Genomic DNA, 17,387 nt, shown 5'->3' on the forward strand with positions numbered 1-17,387 from the left:
TTTACCTGGAGTCCTGCCCATGCCCCATGAAGGCAACCTGCTACAAGCCGCCGTCGTGTTCCTCTGCGCCGCCGTGCTCATCGTGCCCCTGGCCAAGCGCCTGCAACTGGGGGCCGTGCTCGGCTACCTGCTGGCCGGGGTGCTGATCGGCCCCTCGGTGCTGGGCCTGGTGGGCAACCCCCAGAGCGTCAGCCATATCTCCGAACTGGGGGTGGTGCTGCTGTTGTTCATCATCGGCCTGGAGCTGTCGCCCAAGCGCCTGTGGGTGATGCGCAAGGCGGTGTTCGGCGTCGGCCTGGCCCAGGTGCTGCTGACCGGGATGCTGATCGGCGTGGTGGCGCTGTTTCTGTTCGGCCAGTCGCTCAACAGTGCCATTGTCCTGGGCCTGGGCCTGGCCCTGTCGTCCACCGCCCTGGGCCTGCAAAGCCTGGCCGAACGCAAGGAGCTGAACAGCCCTCATGGGCGCATGGCCTTCGCCATCCTGCTGTTCCAGGACATCGCCGCCATTCCACTGATCGCCATGGTCCCGGTGCTGGCCGGTGGCGATCACCACACCAGCAGCGCCGAGGACCTGCGCCACGGCCTGCAAGTGCTGGGCAGCATCGCCGTGGTGGTGGTGGGCGGGCGCTACCTGCTGCGCCCGGTGTTTCGCATCGTGGCCAAGACCCGCTTGCCGGAAGTCTCCACCGCCACTGCCTTGCTGGTGGTGATCGGCACCGCCTGGCTGATGGACCTGGTGGGCGTGTCCATGGCCCTGGGCGCCTTCCTCGCCGGCCTGCTGCTGGCGGACTCGGAATACCGCCACGAGCTGGAAGCGCAGATCGAACCCTTCAAGGGCCTGCTGCTGGGGCTGTTCTTCATCAGCGTCGGCATGGGCGCCAATATCAGCCTGCTGCTCAGCGCGCCCATCGCGGTGCTGGGCCTGACCCTGCTGCTGATCGCCCTCAAGCTGCCGCTGCTGTTCGTGGTCGGGCGCCTGGCCGGTGGCCTGGGACGCGAGAGTGCGGTGCGCCTCGGGGTGGTGCTGGCGGCGGGCGGCGAGTTCGCTTTCGTGGTGTTCAAGATCGGTCGCGACCAGGGCCTGTTCGAGCCCCGCCTGTATGACCTGCTGGTGCTGACCATCACCCTGTCCATGGCCCTCACCCCACTGCTGTTGCTGGCCTGCACCCGCTGGCTGAAACCCAAGGCCAAGCCGGTGGAAATGCCCGCCGAGTACCGCCGGATCGATTCCGACGGGCCGCGGGTGGTAATTGCCGGCATGGGCCGCATGGGGCAGATCGTGGCGCGTATCCTGCGGGCACAGAAAGTGCCCTTCGTGGCCCTGGACACCTCGGTGGAAACCATCGAACTGATCCGCAGTTTCGGCGGCATGCCGGTGTTCTACGGCGACCCGTTGCGCCCGGAGATCCTCAGCGCGGCCAAGGTCGGCGAAGCGGAGTACTTCGTCATTGCCACCGACGACCCGGAAACCAATATCAAGACCGCCGAGCAGGTCAGCCGGCTCTACCCGCACCTGAAGATCATCGCCCGGGCGCGCAACCGCCAGCACGTGCACCGGCTGGTGGACCTGGGGGCCCAGGCGGTGCGGGAGACCTACTATTCCAGCCTGGAAATGAGCCGCCGCACCCTGGTGGGGCTGGGCTTGAGCCAGGCCCAGGCCGATTCGCGGATCCAGCGTTTCACCCAGCACGACGAACAACTGCTGGCGGCCCAGCATGCCGTCTACGACGACGCCGCCAAGGTCCTGCAAAGCGCCCAGGAAGCCCGCGCCGAACTGGCCCGGCTGTTCGAAGCCGACGAACAGGACGAACAGATCGAAAGCCCGCTGCCGCCGATGCGCTGAGGCGCCAGGCCCTGCGCCACCTCGCAGGAGTCGGCTTGCCGGCGAAGGCGGTCTCAAGGACGCCGGGGAATGATCTGAGGGCCGTGGTGTCCCCTTCGCTGGCAAGCCAGCTCCTACAGGCCCGGCACGACACACCGTAGGAGCCGGCTTGCCGGCGAAGGCGGCCTCAGCAACACCGGAAAACGATCTGCATGACGCAACACGCCCTCCGGCGGCTACCGACAGATTCTGTCAGCAGAGGGCGTGTAGAGTGGACGCCGCCCCGGCTTTGAATGGATACGCCCCATGAGTTCTACCCAAGAGCAAGCCCCCGCCCTCAAGGAAATCTTCAACCAGCAGCGCCTGATGCATATCGCCGACGCCATGCACACGGTGCATCCGGCCTTCGACCGCCAGGGGTTCCTGCAACGGGCCGGCCACGGCCTCGCCGAGCTGTCGCTGATGCAGCGCCTGGCCCGGGTCAGCGAGAGCCTGCACCAGGTGCTGGACCTGGACTACCCCAGCAGCCTGGAGCTGCTGAAAGCCCTGGCGCCGCGCCTGAACAGCCGCTTCGTGTGCATCTTCCTGCCCCACTACGTGGCCAGCTACGGCCTGCATGACTTCGAGCTGTCCATGGCGGCGCTGAAGTATTTCACCGGCTTCGGCTCATCGGAGTTCGCCGTGCGCCACTTCTTGCGCCAGGACTGCCAGCGCACGCTGGCCGTGATGCACGAGTGGGCCACGGACAGCGATGAACACGTACGCCGCCTGGCCAGCGAAGGCAGCCGCCCGCGCCTGCCCTGGTCGTTCCGCCTGGAACAGTTGCAGGCCGACCCGCAACTGGCGGCGCCGATCCTCGAACGCCTGCGCAATGACCCCAGCCTGTACGTGCGCAAGTCGGTGGCCAACCACCTCAACGACATCACCAAAGAGCACCCGCAGTGGGTCCTGGAACGTCTTGAAGGCTGGCCCCTGGAGCAGCCGCACAGTGCCTGGATCGCCCGTCATGCCTTGCGCAGCCTGATCAAGCAGGGCGACCGCCGGGCCCTGGCGCTGATCGGCGCCGGGGCCCGGGCCGAGGTCCAGGTTTGCCGCTTCCAGGTGGCCCCCGGGCAATTGCGCCTGGGGGACAGCCTCAACCTGTCCCTGACCCTGGTCTCCACCTGCTCGCACGAACAGCGCCTGGTGGTGGATTACGCCATCGACTACGTCAAGGCCTCCGGCGCCACCGCGAGCAAGGTGTTCAAGCTCAAGACCTTCACCCTGCAAGGCCTGGCCCAGGTGGAGCTTGGCCGCAGCCAGCAGATCCGCGAACTGACCACCCGCCGCCACTATCCGGGGCGCCACGGCGTGCGATTGCTGGTCAACGGCGAACCCCTGGCCACAGACCATTTCGACTTGCTCGTCCCCTGACCCCCAAGGAAGCCCCATGGCAATCATCAGCAAATGGGCGAAATCCATCGCCCGGGTCCTGGAAAGCAGCTTCAGCGTCAGCAGCACCATCGCCAGCCACTCCGGCGTCCTCGGTGACGCCCGGGAGAGTTTCATCCGTGACGTCCTCAAGCGCTTTCTGCCGAGCAACATCAGCATCGGTGCCGGGCAGATCATCGACTCCGAAGGGAGCATCTCCAAGCAGATCGACCTGATCATCTACCGCAACGATTTCCCCACGCTGCGTACCTTCGGCTCGGCGGACGTGTACCTGATCGAAGGGGTGATCGCCACCGTGGAGGTCAAGTCCCAACTCAACGAGAAGAGCCTGTTCGAGGCGCTGGAGAACGGCAAGTCGGTGCGCAACCTCAAGCCCTCGGTGCTGCGCCACTCCCTGGACGAGTACAGCGCCCGCATCTATGGACGCGACTATCAGAACCTGACGGTGTCGCAGATGAATTCGGTCATGGGCCTGGTGCTGCCGCCAGCCTATGTGTACGGGTATCGAGGCTACCCCGGCAGCAGCCTGGAGCTTTTGCGCAACAGCCTGAACGCCTGGCACAACATCCCCGACCGTGCCGGTGAACTGGACGTGACCCTGATGCCCGAGGTCATTGCCACCCAGGGCTGTGTGACCCTGAAGAACCTCAACAACCACCTGGCCCTGCCCCGGCCCGGCGCCGCCGACCTGGAGGCCTGTCGCCAGAGCTACAACACGGCCATGTCCAGCAGCATGAGCAAGCAGGAATTCTTCGGTTGCTTTCGCGAAAGCAACGCTGAGAGCTTCGACTACGGCATCGCCATCAAGGCCTACGAAACGCCGCTGCAATACCTGATTTCCAGCTTGCTGGAGGCGGTGACCTCACGCATCGGCTACCAGCAACTGGGGGGGACGGCGATCCAGTACAACCTGTTGAAATACCACCTGACTGAAGAGATGGAGGGCGGCTGGTCCGGCGCCGCGATCAACCTGACCCGGGTGCGTGATCCCAAGTTGGATCTGGCGGGCAAGTTCGGCTTGTGGAAGGCCGGGGCCTGAAGCGATCGACAGGGCCCGCAAACCGCGACTGGGCGCTCAGCCCGTCGTGGCCTTCGTGGGCAGCGCGATCAAGTGCTCGCTGCAGCCGAAGCCGCCCACTGCGTCGTCGTACCAGAACACTTCCACCACCGCGATGCAGCCGTCATAGGACTGCCCTACCAGCGTGCCGTCGGCCTTGAACACCCGCAGGTAGCCGCCAACGCTGTAGCGCGAGCTGTCGCCATCGCCGGGCATGGTCATGGTGGGAATCCAGGTGCGCCAGCTGAACAAGCGGTACTTCTGGTAGTAGAAGGCCTGGTCGGCGCTGTAGTCGCGGCCCTGATACGGCGTGCCGTAGTAGAACGAGCCATAGGCCTGGTACGCCAGGTACAGCGCCAGCGCGGCGCCGAGAATGAGGTTGATCTTTTTCATTGCAGGGTCGTTCCTTTTACCCGTGGAAACATCAAGAAGGAGGCAGGCCCAGCATGCGCAGGCACGCCTGGACAATGGCCTCGGCCAGGGCCCGGCCATCGTCCTCGCCGGCGGCGATCACATCGTCGGTGGCGCCATGCACCCCGGCGTAGATCAGCGAAGCGATCACCCCTGGCTGGGCCAGGGACCAGCAGCCGGCGCGCTGGCCGCCTTCGAGAAGGCCCAGCAACTGCTCGAGGATCGCGTTCTTTTCCGGGTTGCCGCGGTCGTGATGATGGTGGTTGGGGTAGACGATGTCGTGCAGGCGGTAGGTGTCGAGGTAGGCCTGCACGCTGGTGCGGATCCAGCTGCTGAGCTGCGCCACCCAGTCGTCCTCGGGGCAGGCCGCCACCGCCTGCTCCAGGCGCTGCAGGTAGTGCTGGGTATAGCGTTGCCCCAGGGCCACCAGCATGTCGTTCTTGGATTGGAAGTAGTGATAGAAGGTGCCCTTGGCCACCTCGGCGCGCTCGACGATCTCGCTGATGGTGGTGGCTTCCACGCCCTGACTGAGGAACAGGTCTTGGGCGGCGGCCATCAGCTCTTCCAGGCGCACTTCGGCCGGTTTGGTGCGCGGCCGCGGCTGGGCAGCGCGCTTGGCAACCGGGGAGGTTTTGACACTCATGAACGAATCCGGGCTGTTCGACAAAGGCCGCCATTCTAGGGGATTTGTGGAGGAAAAGAGAGTTGAGAATCTTTTTCATTCTCCATTGACCGACGGTCAGTCAAAATACTATGCTCGCCCTGCAAGCCCATTCCAGACCTTGCGGGAGATACACCATGCAGCGCTATCGTCGCCCGGCCCTGGTCGCCGCCGCCTACCTCGGGACCTTCCTGGCGTCCCTCGACATCAGCATCGTCAACGTCGCCCTGCCAACCTTGCAGCAGGCCCTGGCCACCGACCTGGGCGGCCTGCAATGGGTGGTCAATGCCTACGCCATCTGCCTCTCGGCGTTCATGCTCTCGGCAGGCCCCCTGGGGGATCGCTACGGCCACAAGCGCTGCTGGCTGATCGGTGTGCTGCTGTTCTGCCTCGGCTCGGCGCTGTGCGCGCTGGCCCAGGAGCTTTCGCTGCTGCTGTCCGGGCGCGCAGTGCAGGGGCTGGCCGGGGCCCTGCTGATTCCCGGGGCGATGCCGATCCTCAGCCACGCCTTTCCCGAGCCTCGGCAACGGGCCCACGTGATCGGCGGCTGGTCGGCCTTCAGTGCCCTGGCCCTGATCCTCGGCCCGCTGCTGGGTGGTCTGTTGCTGGAGCACCTGGGCTGGCAGAGCATTTTCCTGATCAACCTGCCCATCGGCCTGCTGGCCCTGGCCCTGGGCGGCTGGGGCATCAGCGAGCGCAAGCACCCCCAGCACGCCGCGCTCGACCCCTTGGGCCAGATCCTCAGCGTGCTCTGCCTCGGGGCCCTGACCTACGGCCTGATCGTCGCTGGCGAGGACGGTTTCGGCAGCCGCGAGGCGCTCACCTCATTGCTGCTGGCGACGCTGGCGCTGCTGGCCCTGATCCAGGTCGAGCGTCGAGTGCAGCGGCCTCTGGTGCCCATCACCCTGTTTCGCCAGCGACCCTTTGCGGTGGCCAACCTGGCCTCGTTCATCCTCGGGTTTTCCTGCTACAGCAGCCTGTTCTTCTTCTCGATCTTCCTGCAGCAGATCCAGGGCTGGTCCGCCGCCGACACCGGCCTGCGCATGCTTCCGCAGTTCGTGGTCACAGGTGTTGTATCGATGTTCTTTGGCCGCTTGCACCAGCGCATTCCCCTGCCCTGGCTGATGGTTGGCGGCTATGGCCTGGTAGGCCTGGCCATGAGCGCCATGGCCGGCTTCGATGCCCACACGCCCTACTGGCGGGTGGGTTCGCTGTTCGGTCTGCTGGGGCTGGGCATGGGCCTGGCGGTGCCGGCCACCGGGCTGGTGGTGATGGCCTGCGCACCGGCAGAGCGCGCCGGCATCGCCTCGGCCAGCATGAACGCCCTGCGCCAGACCGGCATGAGCGTCGGCATCGCCCTGCTCGGCAGCCTGATGAGCACCCGGGCAGTGCAAGTGCTCAGCGAATCCGGCGCCGCGGCCGGGTTCGACGGCGCCGCCGAACTGGCCCGGCAAGCGGTGACCGAACACCGCCTGCCGCTGCACGACCCGCTGTTCGCCGACCTCTATGGCGCCGCCATGACCAGCGGATTTGGCCTGGCCATGGCCCTGGCCGGTTGCGCCAGCCTGCTGGCCATGGGGCTGTTGCTGGGAACTCGCCAGCAAGCGGTCCGCGAGCCTGCCGGCAGCCCCGGCACCGGGCCGGCTCGTTGACAAGCGCCGTGGTGGCACCGACCCTCCAGGCCCGGGACCGCTACATCCGGCCTGACGACTAAGGCGCCATCCTCCCTGCCCGATGTCGCAAAGGCGTTGCTCAAGGTCGAATCCAGCCTGTCGCCCCAGCGCGCACTGTCCATACTCAAGGGCCTTGTCCCCTGGTAATGGAATACCCCCGTGAACCTGCCACCGGTCCTGCCTGACACCACCCCTGCCCTGGTCAACCCGCTACGCCTGGACCAGGACGATCTACGGCATTTCAAGGAGCGTGGCTTCATCAAGCTGCGGGGGTTGTTGACGCCTGCGGCCATCCTGCAACTGCGCGAGCTGGCCAACAGCCAACTGCGCCCGACCTCCTCGGGCACCTCGGCCCATGGCGACGGTTTCAGTCGCCTGACCCACCGGGTGACCCAGGTCGGCATCCTCGAACGCCTCTACCGGCAACCGGCCTTCGCCCAGGTGCTGACCCGCCTCAGCGGCTGCCGCCTGATCATGAGCGAGGCCCAGAGTTTCGAGCTGGGGGTGGGACGCTCGGGCTTTGCCTGGCACTACGACTCGCTGAACTTTCGCTACATCCGCCCCCAGGACCCGGCCTTCAGCCTGTGGATGCCGTTGCAGCCGATCCGCCCCGAAGTGCAAGGTGGCGGCATGGCCTGGGTGCCCCTGTCGCAATTCTCGGCCCAGGAGAATTTTCAGTTCTCGCGCCTGCTGGCAGGCAAACTGGCACGGGGCGAGTCGGTGGCCGAATTTTCCGCGCACCTGCACCAGACCTACTGCACGCCCGGGATGCTCACCGACAGCTTCGAAGCACAGCGCATCGAAGACTCGTTCGAACCCGGCGACGCCCTGCTGTTCAGCAAGTACCTGTGGCACCGCTCCAGCCCCTTGCTGGCCGGCGACCTGGAACGCCGCCAGGCTGTGACCCTGCGCCTGCTGGACTGGCGCGCATGCCTTGATCCACTGATGCAGGAAGGCGAAACCCGCAGCGCCGGTGGCCTGGGCATGGGCCTGGACGGTGGCCCGCTGAACCCAGTGTCCTACGGCTCGCGCTTCGTCGATATCACGCCCGGGGCACCGATCCGCAGCTCGGTCCATTGCGGGCCGATCCTCTGAACCAGGCTAGATCCCAGGCCCCAGCAGCACCTGCTGCTGCGCCGCACACTGCTCCACCAGGTAATCCCAGACCACCCGCAGCCGCACCGACTTGTGCAGCTCGCGGCGGGTGCTGATCCAGTAGGCGCGCTGGATGCTTTCCGCCGGCAGCAGCGGCACCAGTTGCGGGTCGGCGGCGGCCATGTAGCACGGCAGCACGGCGATCCCCAGGCCGGAACGGGCCGCTTCCTGCTGGGCAATGACACTGGTGCTGTGGAACACCACCTGGGGGTTGCGGCAGAAGCTGTTGAGGAACATCAGCTCCTGGCTGAACAAGAGATCATCGACGTAGCCGATCCAGGCATGCCGGCCCAGGTCCTCGCGGCTGCGCAAGAGCGGCGCGCGGTCCAGGTAGGCCTGGCTGGCGTACAGCGCCAGGCGGTAGTCGGTGAGCTTGCGGGTCACCAGCATGTCGGCGCTGGGGCGCTCCAGGTGGATGCTGATCTCCGCCTCACGGTTGAGAATGCTGACAAAGCGCGGCACCGCCACCAGTTCCACTTCCAGCCCCGGATACCGCTCGAACAGCCCAACCATGCGGCTGGCGAGAAACTTCACCCCCAGTCCCTCGGTGACCCCGACACGGATCTTGCCCAGGGGCGCGCTGGACTGGGTGATCTCTTCCTGCACCAGCAAGGCGACGTTTTCCATGGCCTCGGCGTGCTTGAGCAGCGCTTCGCCGGCTGGGGTCAGCTCGTAGCCCTGGGCGTGCTGGACGAACAGCGCGGCGCCCAGGGCCTTCTCCACCGCCTCGATGTGCCGGGCCACCGTGGCGTGGGTGGTGTTCAGCCGTCGCGCGGCGGTCAGCAGGCGGCCGCTGCGTTGCAGCTCAAGAAAGAAGCGCAGGTCATTCCAGTCGAACATGAGGTTTCCTTGCCGGAGTCGAAGGCCAACGCTGTTAGAAAACACACAGCGGGTGGGTAAAAACTAACATTCTTTTAACGAAAGCTAACAACTAGGATGGCTCCCAATAAGAACGAAAAACGAGGTTAAGGATGCTCCCTGCCTTTGACGCCTACGACTACATCGTGGTCGGCGCCGGCCCCGCCGGCTGTCTTCTGGCCAATCGCCTGTCGGCCAATCCCCAGCACCGTGTGCTACTGCTGGAAGCCGGTGGCCGCGACAACTATCCCTGGATCCACATCCCCGTGGGCTACCTGTTCTGCATCGGCAACCCGCGCACCGACTGGTGCTTCAAGACCGAGGCCGAGCCCGGCCTGCAGGGCCGCAGCCTGAGCTACCCGCGGGGCAAGGTGCTGGGAGGCTGCTCGTCGATCAACGGCATGATCTACATGCGCGGCCAGGCTGCCGACTACGACAGCTGGGCCGCTGAAGGCAACCCGGGCTGGGGCTGGGACCAGGTGCTGCCGCTGTTCAAGAAAAGCGAGAACCACTTTGCCGGCGGCAGCGAACTGCACGGCGCCGCCGGTGAATGGCGGGTCGAGCGCCAGCGCCTGTCGTGGCCGATCCTCGATGCCTTTCGCAGCGCTGCCGAGCAGAGCGGCATTCGCAACATCGACGACTTCAACGGCGGCGACAACGAAGGCTGCGGCTACTTCCAGGTCAACCAGAAGGCCGGGGTGCGCTGGAACGCCGCCAAGGCCTTTCTCAAACCCATCGCCCAGCGCCCGAATCTGGTGGTGCTGACCGGCATCGAGGTGCAGCGGCTGATCCTCGAGGACGGCCGCGCCACAGCGGTGCGGGCCAGTTGCCAGGGGCGCCTGGAGAACTTCAAGGCGCGCCGCGAGATCATCCTCTGCGCCGGCTCCGTCGGCTCGCCGAGCATCCTGCAGCGCTCGGGGATCGGCCCGGCGCCGCTCCTGCAACGCTTGGGGATCGGCGTCAGCCATGCCCTGCCCGGGGTGGGCGGCAACCTGCAGGACCACCTGCAACTGCGCCTGATCTACAAGCTGGAGAACGCCCGCACCCTGAACCAGATCGCGGGCAGCCTGTGGGGCAAGATGGGCATGGGCCTGCGCTACCTGTATGACCGCAGCGGTCCGCTGTCCATGGCCCCCAGCCAGCTCGGCGCCTTTGCCCGCTCGGGCCCGGAACAGACCCGGGCCAACCTGGAGTACCACGTGCAGCCGCTGTCCCTGGAGCGTTTCGGCGAACCGCTGCACGCCTTCCCGGCCTTTACCGCCTCGGTCTGCGACCTGCGCCCGCAGAGCCGTGGCCGGGTCGAGATCCGTTCCGTGGAGGCCGGCGATGCGCCGCTGATCCAGCCCAACTACCTGAGCCACCCCGAGGACCTGAGGGTCGCCGCCGACGCCATCCGCCTGACGCGACGCATCGTCAGCGCCCCGGCCCTGCAACCCTTCAAGCCCAGCGAATACCTGCCCGGCCCCGAGCTGCAAAGCACCGAGCAACTGCATGAGGCCGCGGCCCGCATCGGCACCACCATCTTCCATCCGGTGGGCACCTGCCGCATGGGCAGCGATGCCCAGGCGGTGGTGGACGCACAACTGCGGGTGCACGGCATTGCGGGGCTGCGCATCGCCGATGCCTCGATCATGCCGCGCATCACCTCGGGCAATACCTGCTCACCGACCTTGATGATCGCTGAAAAGGCCGCTGAACTGATCCTTGCCAGCGTCCCCAGGAGCACCGTCCAGCACAAGGAGCCCGCCACCCCGGCATGAGCGCAGGAGCCGGCTTGCCGGCGAAGGAACCCCCAAGGCCGGCACCTGGCTCACGGGCCTCTTCGCTGGCAAGCCAGCTCCTACGGATGAGGGAAACGAGGGTTCATCGTGCAGTCGCGGTGAATCTGCAACAGCGGCGCCGGAAACGGCGTCGGCAGTGGAACAACAACAATAATCACTGTAAGGAAGCCCCCTATGTCAGAACACGCACAGCCCCTGAACGCGCCCCTGCAGGACTCCACTGCCAAGGGCAGCCAGAAGGTCATCTTCGCGTCGTCCCTCGGCACGGTGTTCGAGTGGTACGACTTTTTCCTCTACGGCGCCCTGGCGGCGGTGATCAGCAAGCAGTTCTTCGCCGGGGTCAACGACACCACGGCCTTCATCTTCGCCCTGATGGCCTTTGCCGCCGGCTTCGTGGTGCGCCCCTTCGGCGCCCTGGTGTTCGGCCGCCTGGGGGACATGATCGGGCGCAAGTACACCTTCCTTGCCACCATCATCCTCATGGGCGTCGCGACCTTCGCCGTGGGCCTGTTGCCCAACTACGCCAGCATCGGCATCGCCGCGCCGATCATCCTGGTGGCCCTGCGCATGCTCCAGGGCCTGGCCCTGGGCGGCGAGTACGGCGGCGCCGCCACCTACGTGGCCGAGCACGCGCCCCAGGGCAAGCGCGGCCTGCACACCAGCTGGATCCAGTCCACCGCGACCCTGGGCCTGCTGCTGTCGCTGCTGGTGGTGCTGGCCTGCCGTTACTTCACCGGCGACCAGTTCGAGGTCTGGGGCTGGCGCCTGCCGTTCCTGCTGTCCATCGTGCTGCTGGGCATCTCCACCTGGATCCGCATGAGCCTGCACGAATCGCCGGCCTTCCTGAAAATGAAAGAGGAAGGCCGCGCCAGCAAGGCGCCGATCCGCGAATCCTTCGGCAAGTGGGAAAACCTCAAGGTGGTGCTGATCGCCCTGTTCAGCATCAATGCCGGGCAGGCGGTGACCTTCTATGCCGCGCAGTTCTACGTTTTGTTCTTTCTCACCCAGTTCCTCAAGATGGACCCGGCCCTGGCCAACAGCCTGCTGATCATCAGCGTGGTGATCGGCGCGCCGATGTTCATCTTCTTTGGCTGGCTCTCGGACAAGATCGGCCGCAAGCCAGTGCTGATGCTCGGCCTGCTGCTGGCCACGCTGCTGTACTTCCCGATCTTCAAGGCCCTGGCCCACTACGCCAACCCGGCCATCGACCAGGCCAGCCGCCAGGCGCCCATCAGCGTCACCGCCGACCCGGCCACCTGCACCTTCCAGTTCGACCCGGTGGGCAAGGCGCGCTTCGACAGCCCCTGCGACAAGGTCAAGACCTTCCTGGTGAAGCAGGGCCTGCCCTACAGCAGCATCGCCGCCCCCGCCGGCAGCCCGGTGCAGGTCAGCGTCGGTGATGTGAAGATCAACGGCTTCGACGAGGCCGCCCTGCGCGGCGCAGTGACCCTGGCCGGTTATCCGCAGCAGGCCGACAGCCAGAACGTCAACAAGACCATGGTGGTGGTGCTGATCGTCGCGCTGATCCTGATTGCCGCCATGTGCTACGGCCCGCTGGCGGCGCTGATGGTGGAACTGTTCCCGACCCGTATCCGCTACACCTCCATGTCCCTGCCCTACCACATCGGCAACGGCTGGTTCGGCGGTTTCCTGCCGACCGTGTCCTTTGCTCTGGTGGTCTACACCGGCGATATCTTCTATGGCCTGTGGTACCCGGTGCTGATTACCGGGGTCAGCCTGGTGGTGGGGTTGTTGTGCCTGCGGGAAACCCGGGACGTCGACATCAACCACAACTGAGCAGCGTGCTCGGGCTTGCCGACGGGGGCGGTCTTGCGGGCCTCTTCGCTGGCAAGCCAGCTCCTACGGTGGTCGGTGATAGTGCAGGGAGCCCGTAGGAGCCGGCTTGCCGGCGAAGGCGGCCTGGCGGGCCTCAGGTGTTGTTGCAGCCCTTGGCGATGGAGTCTTCGTTGGAGGTGTAAGGCCGTGAAGGCTCCAGATTCCACTCCGGCTTGTTGCGGGCGATGTTGAAGTGGCAGACCAGTTGCCGGCGCATGCTGCCCACGCTGCTGTCGCGGTTGTCCGGGTTGTTCTTCCACTGGGCGTCCAGGTAGTGGTCGCTGGCCAGTTCGTTGAAGAAGTTGTTGGTCTGGTTGTCCTTGACGTTGCGCCCGCAATCGGTGGGCGTGACTTCCAGGGTCATGACTTTCTTGCCGAAGCCCGGGTCATCACGTTCGATCCACACCGCACTCTGCACATAGCGATCGCAGCTGTTCTTCTCGGTGATCGGGTAGATCACCTGCTTCTTGTTGTCGTAGACGAAACTCGCGTCCTGCGCCGGCGTCTGCGGCAGCTTCATGTTGATCACCGGCAGGTACTGCTGCACGGCCTTGTACCACTGGATCTGGTTCAGCCGCGCACCTTCCAGGCCGCCATCCTCGGTGTAGAACAGGGCCAGGATCGAGGGCGATTGCGGCGGTTTTTCCTCCCACTTGGCCAGGCGCAGCTCATTCTGAGTGCCGAAGGATTCTGCGGCGATCTGCGCCATGGAGCGGATGCTCTGGTAGAACGCCGGGCCGGCGGCGCTGTTGCGTTCGTCACGTACATCGAAGGAACACTGGCGCGAGTGGTCGCCACGGTTCTGTCGGTAGTTGGCGCCCCATTGCTCGGCGGTGGTCACACCGATCTCGTGGCAGTATTTCTCGACATTGCCCGGGGTGCGCCGCGAGTCGGTGCAGCCCTGCTGCCCGCGGTCGTCGGTGGCGGCGTCGATGGGGAAGGAACAGAGCACCGCATAGTCCTGGTGATCCTTGGGGTTGCCGAAGATGGTGTCGAAGATGAAGCCGCTCTGCAGTCCGTAGGCCAGCTTGCGGAACTTCGAATCCTTGCGCAGGTAGGACGCCGATACGCCGCCGCTGGCCTGGCTTTTCGGGCTGATGCTGTAGAACTGGTAGTCGGTGGACGGCCAGGTGGCGCGAAACAGCACCCCGGAACACAGGAATGCCGGTTTCGACGGGCCGCCGCAATCCTGGCGGGTGTCGTTGTACAACTGGTTGAGGCGGGCCACCGTGTCGCTGCCCTGATCGGCCTGCACCGTGGGCAACAGGCACAGGCCGGCGAGGCCGATGGCAACGGCAATGGGGGTTCTGCGTGCTTTCATGGGGTGACTTCCGTGTGGTGTGTAAACCCTGGCCAGCCAAGTCGTGGTCCGGCAATAAGCAGAAGATAGAAGCGCTGGTTGGCCCTGATGGACTTTTCCCGGCCTGTGTCCCCGATCCCCACCACCGGCAGCAGGCGCACGGCGATGGCTTGAATAAAACGCCGCATTGCGCCACTGTCTCGGCACTTTTTCCGGCGGAGACCGAACATGCTGTTGATCTTGCCCGCAGTGGTGGCCCTGGCCCTGATCCTGGTGTTCTGGCGCCGTCAGAAAGCCCTCACGGCCTTGCGTCGGGAAGCCCACATCCGCAACTTCACCCTGCCGCCGCGCTTGTTCGAGCCCCTGCGCACCCAGCACCCACACCTGAACCTCAAGGACTGCCAGCTGGTGGCCCAGGGCTTGCGCCAGTTCTTTCTCGCCTACCTCAAGAGCGGCCAGCGCTACGTGTCGATGCCGTCCCAGGTGGTGGACGACCTGTGGCACGAATTCATCTTGCATACCCGGGACTACCAGCAGTTCTGCAACCAGGCCTTCGGCCAGTTCCTCCACCACACCCCAGCGGCGGTGCTCGGCCAGAACGCCGCGCAACAAAGCGACAACGGCCTGCGCCGGGTCTGGCGCCAGGCCTGCCTGGAAGAGAACATCAACCCGGCCCAGCCCAGCCGCCTGCCACTGCTGTTCGCCCTGGACACCAAGCTGAAGATCGCCGGGGGCTTTCACTACGTCGCCGACTGCCAGTCCCTGCGCCGCCTGACCGACAACGGCGGCAGCGCCACCCTGGTGCACTGCGGCAGCGAGCTGCACAGCAGCTCCCTGGACAGCGACTCTTCCGGCAGCAGCAGCGACAGCGACAGCTCGCGTTTCGGCGGTGATGGCGACAGTGGTGGCAGCGATGGTGGCGGGGGCGACAGCAGTGGCTGCGGGGGCGGAGGTTGTGGCGGCGGGGGTGGTGACTGAAATTCGCCAAAGAGCGGCACCTTGAGGCGCCGCTCCCGTTACCCAGGGTCGATCAGGCGACGATGTCGGTGACCGCCGCCTGGCCCACGGTACCCACGGCGAAGTCCACCGCGCCATGACCGGTCAGGTCGATCATCAGGCTGGTCTGGTTGGTTTCGGCGTAGTAGGTGAGGATCGCGTCGCCGGCATGCCCGGTGAAGCCGCTGACGAAGTTCAGGGTGGCGCCACCAGAGGCGAATTGCGGGATCCCGGTGAGGTCGATCTTGTCCTCGCCGCTGACGAAATCCATGATCCAGTCCGGGGCGTCGAAGGTCGAATCCGCGGCCGCGCCGTAGACGAAGGTATCAGCCCCCGCCCCACCCCACAGGGTGTCGCCACCGCCACCGCCATAGATGATGTCGTTGCCGGCACCGCCTTCGAGGATGTTCGCCGCAGCGTTGCCGATCAGCAGGTCATTGCCCGAGCCGCCGATGGCGTTTTCCACCGTCACGCCATGGGCGATGGACACGTTGCCCACCAGGCCGCCGACATCGGAGAAGCCCCCTTCATTGAGATTGATCTTCTGGTTCTGGGTGAAACCCGAGAAATCCAGGGTATCGTTGCCGCCGCCGTCCCAGACCGCGAACACCAGCTTGTCCGAAGCGCTGTGGGCGCTGTAGAAGTCCCGACCGGTGTTGGAGTTGAAGCCGTAGACAGTGTCGTCGGCACGGGTTTCCAGGTTGGCGCCATAGAGCTTCTGCACCGCAACGATATCGTCCAGCAACGGCGCCGAGGCGTAGGCACCGCCGCCGTCCTTGCTGAAGTCCTGCCCGGTGTTGCTCTCACTCCAGTAGCTCATCAGGCTGTAGCCGCGGGTGTCCTGGGCGTAGGTCACGTCGTTGTAGGTCGGGCTGCCGCTGCCGGCGTTGTACACGCCCGGGTGGGACAGGCCCAGGCTGTGGCCGATTTCATGGGTCAGGGTCTGGCGGCCGTAGTTGCCGTTGCCCGGGGTTTCGTTGACCCGGTACTGGTCGTTGATCAGGTACCAGGACTGGCCATCGTAGCTGCTGCCGGAAGGCAGGTAGGCAAAGGCCGCGCCGCCGGTGCTGACACTGTAGTTGCCGAAGCTCATGTGGCCGTCGCCACCCTTGGCCGCTTCAGTGAAGGTCACGTTGGCCACGTCCGCCCAGGATTGCAGGGACAGCAGCGCCTGGGCTTTTTGCAGTGCGCTGAACTCGCTGAAGCTACCCAGGGCCGGGTTGTAGTTGGCCGGTTTTTCGGTGAGGAAGCTGTAGCTCAGGTCGATCTTGCCGTCGCCGTTCTGGTCGTGCCAGGACAGGCCTTTGCGCAGGATCGAATCCGCCGCCTGGTCGGCGGTGAAGGATGGCTTGCCGTTCACCAGCTCGCTGCCGCCACGGTCATACAGGTGGCTGAAGGCCAGAACTTGCTGGTAGGCATGGCTGGCCTGAGCGGCTGAATCGATGCCGTTGCCGACTGCTTCCGAGAGTGCTTTTGACATTGCTACGTCCTTGTTCCAGACAAAAAATCCGATAGGACAGCTGCGACCCCGCCTGCGAGATCGTCCTATCACTCGCCCATTGAGGCGCTGGAAACCTGACATATCCGTCAGCCGTGAGTCCACGGTTTTTTTTGTCCTACAAAGCTCCCGGAACGCTCTGGCACGGGGTAAATTTTCCACTCGCACGAGGGGGCGCCAAGGGATAGGCTAAACACCGCACCGGGGCCCCGCGGCCCTCTTTGGATAGGAGTCTGTGATGCGCAAAATCCTGTTTCTGGGCACCTTGCTGATCCTTGCCGGCTCGGCCCACGCCGAAGGCATTCCACTGTTCAACGTCTCCTGCCCGGGCAATCTGGCAGTCAGCGCCGACCAGGGCGGCCCGGTTTACATCAACGGCAAAGCAGTCAAGAACAGTGCCGTGGATGACCGGCATTTCCAGGTCAAGACGGCAGAAATCAGCCTGTCCATCAGCGTCGAGGACGACGAATCGGTGACCGTCAAGTACACCGACAAGCATGGCGCCAGTGGTCTCTGCGAAGCCGTGGACGACTGAGCCCTCTCCCCTTTTGCCTCACAACCTCAAGAGCCGTGCATGCACATCAGCGCAATTCCCTTCGCCACCACCGACTGGTCGAGCATCGAACCCACCGAGCATCGCGGCGAAACCGGCAGCGCCTTCTGGCGCACCCGGCAGTTCGGTGAAATTCGCGTGCGCATGGTGGAGTACAGCCCCGGCTACCTGGCCGACCACTGGTGCTCCAAGGGCCACATCCTGTTGTGCCTGGAAGGCGAGCTGCACACCGAGCTGGAGGACGGCCGGCGGTTCGTCCTGACCCCGGGCATGAGCTACCAGGTGGCGGACAACGCCGAGCCGCACCGCTCCTTCACCGCCGTGGGGGCCAAGCTGTTCGTGGTGGATTGAAGCG

The 17,387-nt window shown here is 65.4% G+C and carries 15 protein-coding genes; 10 read left to right on the top strand and 5 right to left on the bottom strand.

All coding sequences use genetic code 11. The features are described 5' to 3' along the window. Positions 1 to 19 precede the first annotated feature (19 nt). The 3 genes from AC1RL5_RS14855 (at position 20) to AC1RL5_RS14865 (ending at position 4,292) form a co-directional block, all read left to right on the top strand. Positions 20 to 1,843 carry a monovalent cation:proton antiporter-2 (CPA2) family protein gene (locus tag AC1RL5_RS14855; protein ID WP_011060792.1) on the top strand — a complete coding sequence of 608 codons (1,824 nt, stop codon included), beginning with the start codon at positions 20 to 22 and terminating at the stop codon, positions 1,841 to 1,843. Positions 1,844 to 2,128: 285 nt separating this feature from the next. Then, positions 2,129 to 3,235, top strand: coding sequence for a DNA alkylation repair protein (locus tag AC1RL5_RS14860; protein ID WP_072452309.1), 1,107 nt, complete (start codon positions 2,129 to 2,131; stop codon positions 3,233 to 3,235). A 16-nt stretch (positions 3,236 to 3,251) separates the two neighbouring features. After that, positions 3,252 to 4,292, top strand: coding sequence for a DUF6602 domain-containing protein (locus tag AC1RL5_RS14865; protein ID WP_011060790.1), 1,041 nt, complete (start codon positions 3,252 to 3,254; stop codon positions 4,290 to 4,292). Between the two features lie 36 nt (positions 4,293 to 4,328). On the opposite strand, the gene AC1RL5_RS14870 is transcribed toward AC1RL5_RS14865, so the two are convergent. Together AC1RL5_RS14870 and AC1RL5_RS14875 are read right to left on the bottom strand one after the other, a co-directional pair. Continuing rightward, entirely contained in the window at positions 4,329 to 4,703 is a 375-nt protein-coding gene (locus AC1RL5_RS14870; protein ID WP_019094398.1) for a hypothetical protein, read from the bottom strand. A gap of 31 nt (positions 4,704 to 4,734) precedes the next feature. Continuing rightward, the gene (locus AC1RL5_RS14875; RefSeq protein WP_015635232.1) at positions 4,735 to 5,364 is read right to left on the bottom strand and encodes a TetR/AcrR family transcriptional regulator; all 630 of its coding nucleotides are present in this window, start codon (positions 5,362 to 5,364) and stop codon (positions 4,735 to 4,737) included. Positions 5,365 to 5,519: 155 nt separating this feature from the next. Here AC1RL5_RS14875 and AC1RL5_RS14880 point away from each other — a divergent pair, with 155 nt between their 5' ends. Together AC1RL5_RS14880 and AC1RL5_RS14885 are read left to right on the top strand one after the other, a co-directional pair. Beyond that, a complete protein-coding gene (locus AC1RL5_RS14880; RefSeq protein ID WP_492589622.1) occupies positions 5,520 to 7,034 on the top strand; it encodes an MFS transporter in 1,515 nt (504 codons plus the stop codon). Between the two features lie 180 nt (positions 7,035 to 7,214). Further along, positions 7,215 to 8,150 carry a phytanoyl-CoA dioxygenase family protein gene (locus tag AC1RL5_RS14885; protein ID WP_103408080.1) on the top strand — a complete coding sequence of 312 codons (936 nt, stop codon included), beginning with the start codon at positions 7,215 to 7,217 and terminating at the stop codon, positions 8,148 to 8,150. 6 nt (positions 8,151 to 8,156) lie between these two features. Here AC1RL5_RS14885 and AC1RL5_RS14890 read toward each other — a convergent pair whose 3' ends face one another. After that, positions 8,157 to 9,050, bottom strand: coding sequence for a LysR family transcriptional regulator (locus AC1RL5_RS14890; protein WP_492589624.1), 894 nt, complete (start codon positions 9,048 to 9,050; stop codon positions 8,157 to 8,159). Positions 9,051 to 9,181: 131 nt separating this feature from the next. Between AC1RL5_RS14890 and AC1RL5_RS14895 the strand changes: the two genes are divergently transcribed. Both AC1RL5_RS14895 and AC1RL5_RS14900 read left to right on the top strand, forming a co-directional pair. Then, positions 9,182 to 10,828, top strand: coding sequence for a GMC family oxidoreductase (locus AC1RL5_RS14895; protein ID WP_072452313.1), 1,647 nt, complete (start codon positions 9,182 to 9,184; stop codon positions 10,826 to 10,828). Between the two features lie 195 nt (positions 10,829 to 11,023). Beyond that, positions 11,024 to 12,646, top strand: coding sequence for an MFS transporter (locus AC1RL5_RS14900; RefSeq protein WP_011060783.1), 1,623 nt, complete (start codon positions 11,024 to 11,026; stop codon positions 12,644 to 12,646). 133 nt (positions 12,647 to 12,779) lie between these two features. Here the strand turns inward: AC1RL5_RS14900 and AC1RL5_RS14905 are convergent, their stop codons facing one another. Next, positions 12,780 to 14,006 carry a DUF2599 domain-containing protein gene (locus AC1RL5_RS14905; RefSeq protein ID WP_011060782.1) on the bottom strand — a complete coding sequence of 409 codons (1,227 nt, stop codon included), beginning with the start codon at positions 14,004 to 14,006 and terminating at the stop codon, positions 12,780 to 12,782. 207 nt (positions 14,007 to 14,213) lie between these two features. Between AC1RL5_RS14905 and AC1RL5_RS14910 the strand changes: the two genes are divergently transcribed. Beyond that, positions 14,214 to 14,963 (top strand): glycine-rich domain-containing protein, encoded by a 750-nt coding sequence (locus AC1RL5_RS14910; RefSeq protein WP_123430968.1) that lies wholly within the window; start codon positions 14,214 to 14,216, stop codon positions 14,961 to 14,963. A gap of 52 nt (positions 14,964 to 15,015) precedes the next feature. Here the strand turns inward: AC1RL5_RS14910 and AC1RL5_RS14915 are convergent, their stop codons facing one another. Further along, a complete protein-coding gene (locus AC1RL5_RS14915; protein ID WP_103408017.1) occupies positions 15,016 to 16,461 on the bottom strand; it encodes a serralysin family metalloprotease in 1,446 nt (481 codons plus the stop codon). Between the two features lie 256 nt (positions 16,462 to 16,717). Here AC1RL5_RS14915 and AC1RL5_RS14920 point away from each other — a divergent pair, with 256 nt between their 5' ends. After that, a complete protein-coding gene (locus tag AC1RL5_RS14920; protein ID WP_053150873.1) occupies positions 16,718 to 17,014 on the top strand; it encodes a hypothetical protein in 297 nt (98 codons plus the stop codon). Between the two features lie 39 nt (positions 17,015 to 17,053). Beyond that, on the top strand, positions 17,054 to 17,383 hold the full coding sequence (locus AC1RL5_RS14925) for a DHCW motif cupin fold protein (RefSeq protein ID WP_053150870.1): 330 nt from the start codon (positions 17,054 to 17,056) through the stop codon (positions 17,381 to 17,383). The last annotated feature ends 4 nt before the right edge of the window (positions 17,384 to 17,387 follow it).

The sequence above is a fragment of the Pseudomonas sp. GW822-FHT06D10 genome (genome assembly GCF_058799535.1).

Excerpts from the sequence above, each read along its gene's own strand:
- AC1RL5_RS14855 (WP_011060792.1), top strand. The coding sequence starts at position 20 with ATGCCCCATGAAGGCAACCTGCTACAAGCCGCCGTCGTGTTCCTCTGC.
- AC1RL5_RS14860 (WP_072452309.1), top strand. The coding sequence starts at position 2,129 with ATGAGTTCTACCCAAGAGCAAGCCCCCGCCCTCAAGGAAATCTTCAAC.
- AC1RL5_RS14865 (WP_011060790.1), top strand. The coding sequence starts at position 3,252 with ATGGCAATCATCAGCAAATGGGCGAAATCCATCGCCCGGGTCCTGGAA.
- AC1RL5_RS14870 (WP_019094398.1), bottom strand. The coding sequence starts at position 4,703 with ATGAAAAAGATCAACCTCATTCTCGGCGCCGCGCTGGCGCTGTACCTG.
- AC1RL5_RS14875 (WP_015635232.1), bottom strand. The coding sequence starts at position 5,364 with ATGAGTGTCAAAACCTCCCCGGTTGCCAAGCGCGCTGCCCAGCCGCGG.
- AC1RL5_RS14880 (WP_492589622.1), top strand. The coding sequence starts at position 5,520 with ATGCAGCGCTATCGTCGCCCGGCCCTGGTCGCCGCCGCCTACCTCGGG.
- AC1RL5_RS14890 (WP_492589624.1), bottom strand. The coding sequence starts at position 9,050 with ATGTTCGACTGGAATGACCTGCGCTTCTTTCTTGAGCTGCAACGCAGC.
- AC1RL5_RS14895 (WP_072452313.1), top strand. The coding sequence starts at position 9,182 with ATGCTCCCTGCCTTTGACGCCTACGACTACATCGTGGTCGGCGCCGGC.
- AC1RL5_RS14900 (WP_011060783.1), top strand. The coding sequence starts at position 11,024 with ATGTCAGAACACGCACAGCCCCTGAACGCGCCCCTGCAGGACTCCACT.
- AC1RL5_RS14905 (WP_011060782.1), bottom strand. The coding sequence starts at position 14,006 with ATGAAAGCACGCAGAACCCCCATTGCCGTTGCCATCGGCCTCGCCGGC.
- AC1RL5_RS14910 (WP_123430968.1), top strand. The coding sequence starts at position 14,214 with ATGCTGTTGATCTTGCCCGCAGTGGTGGCCCTGGCCCTGATCCTGGTG.
- AC1RL5_RS14915 (WP_103408017.1), bottom strand. The coding sequence starts at position 16,461 with ATGTCAAAAGCACTCTCGGAAGCAGTCGGCAACGGCATCGATTCAGCC.
- AC1RL5_RS14920 (WP_053150873.1), top strand. The coding sequence starts at position 16,718 with ATGCGCAAAATCCTGTTTCTGGGCACCTTGCTGATCCTTGCCGGCTCG.
- AC1RL5_RS14925 (WP_053150870.1), top strand. The coding sequence starts at position 17,054 with ATGCACATCAGCGCAATTCCCTTCGCCACCACCGACTGGTCGAGCATC.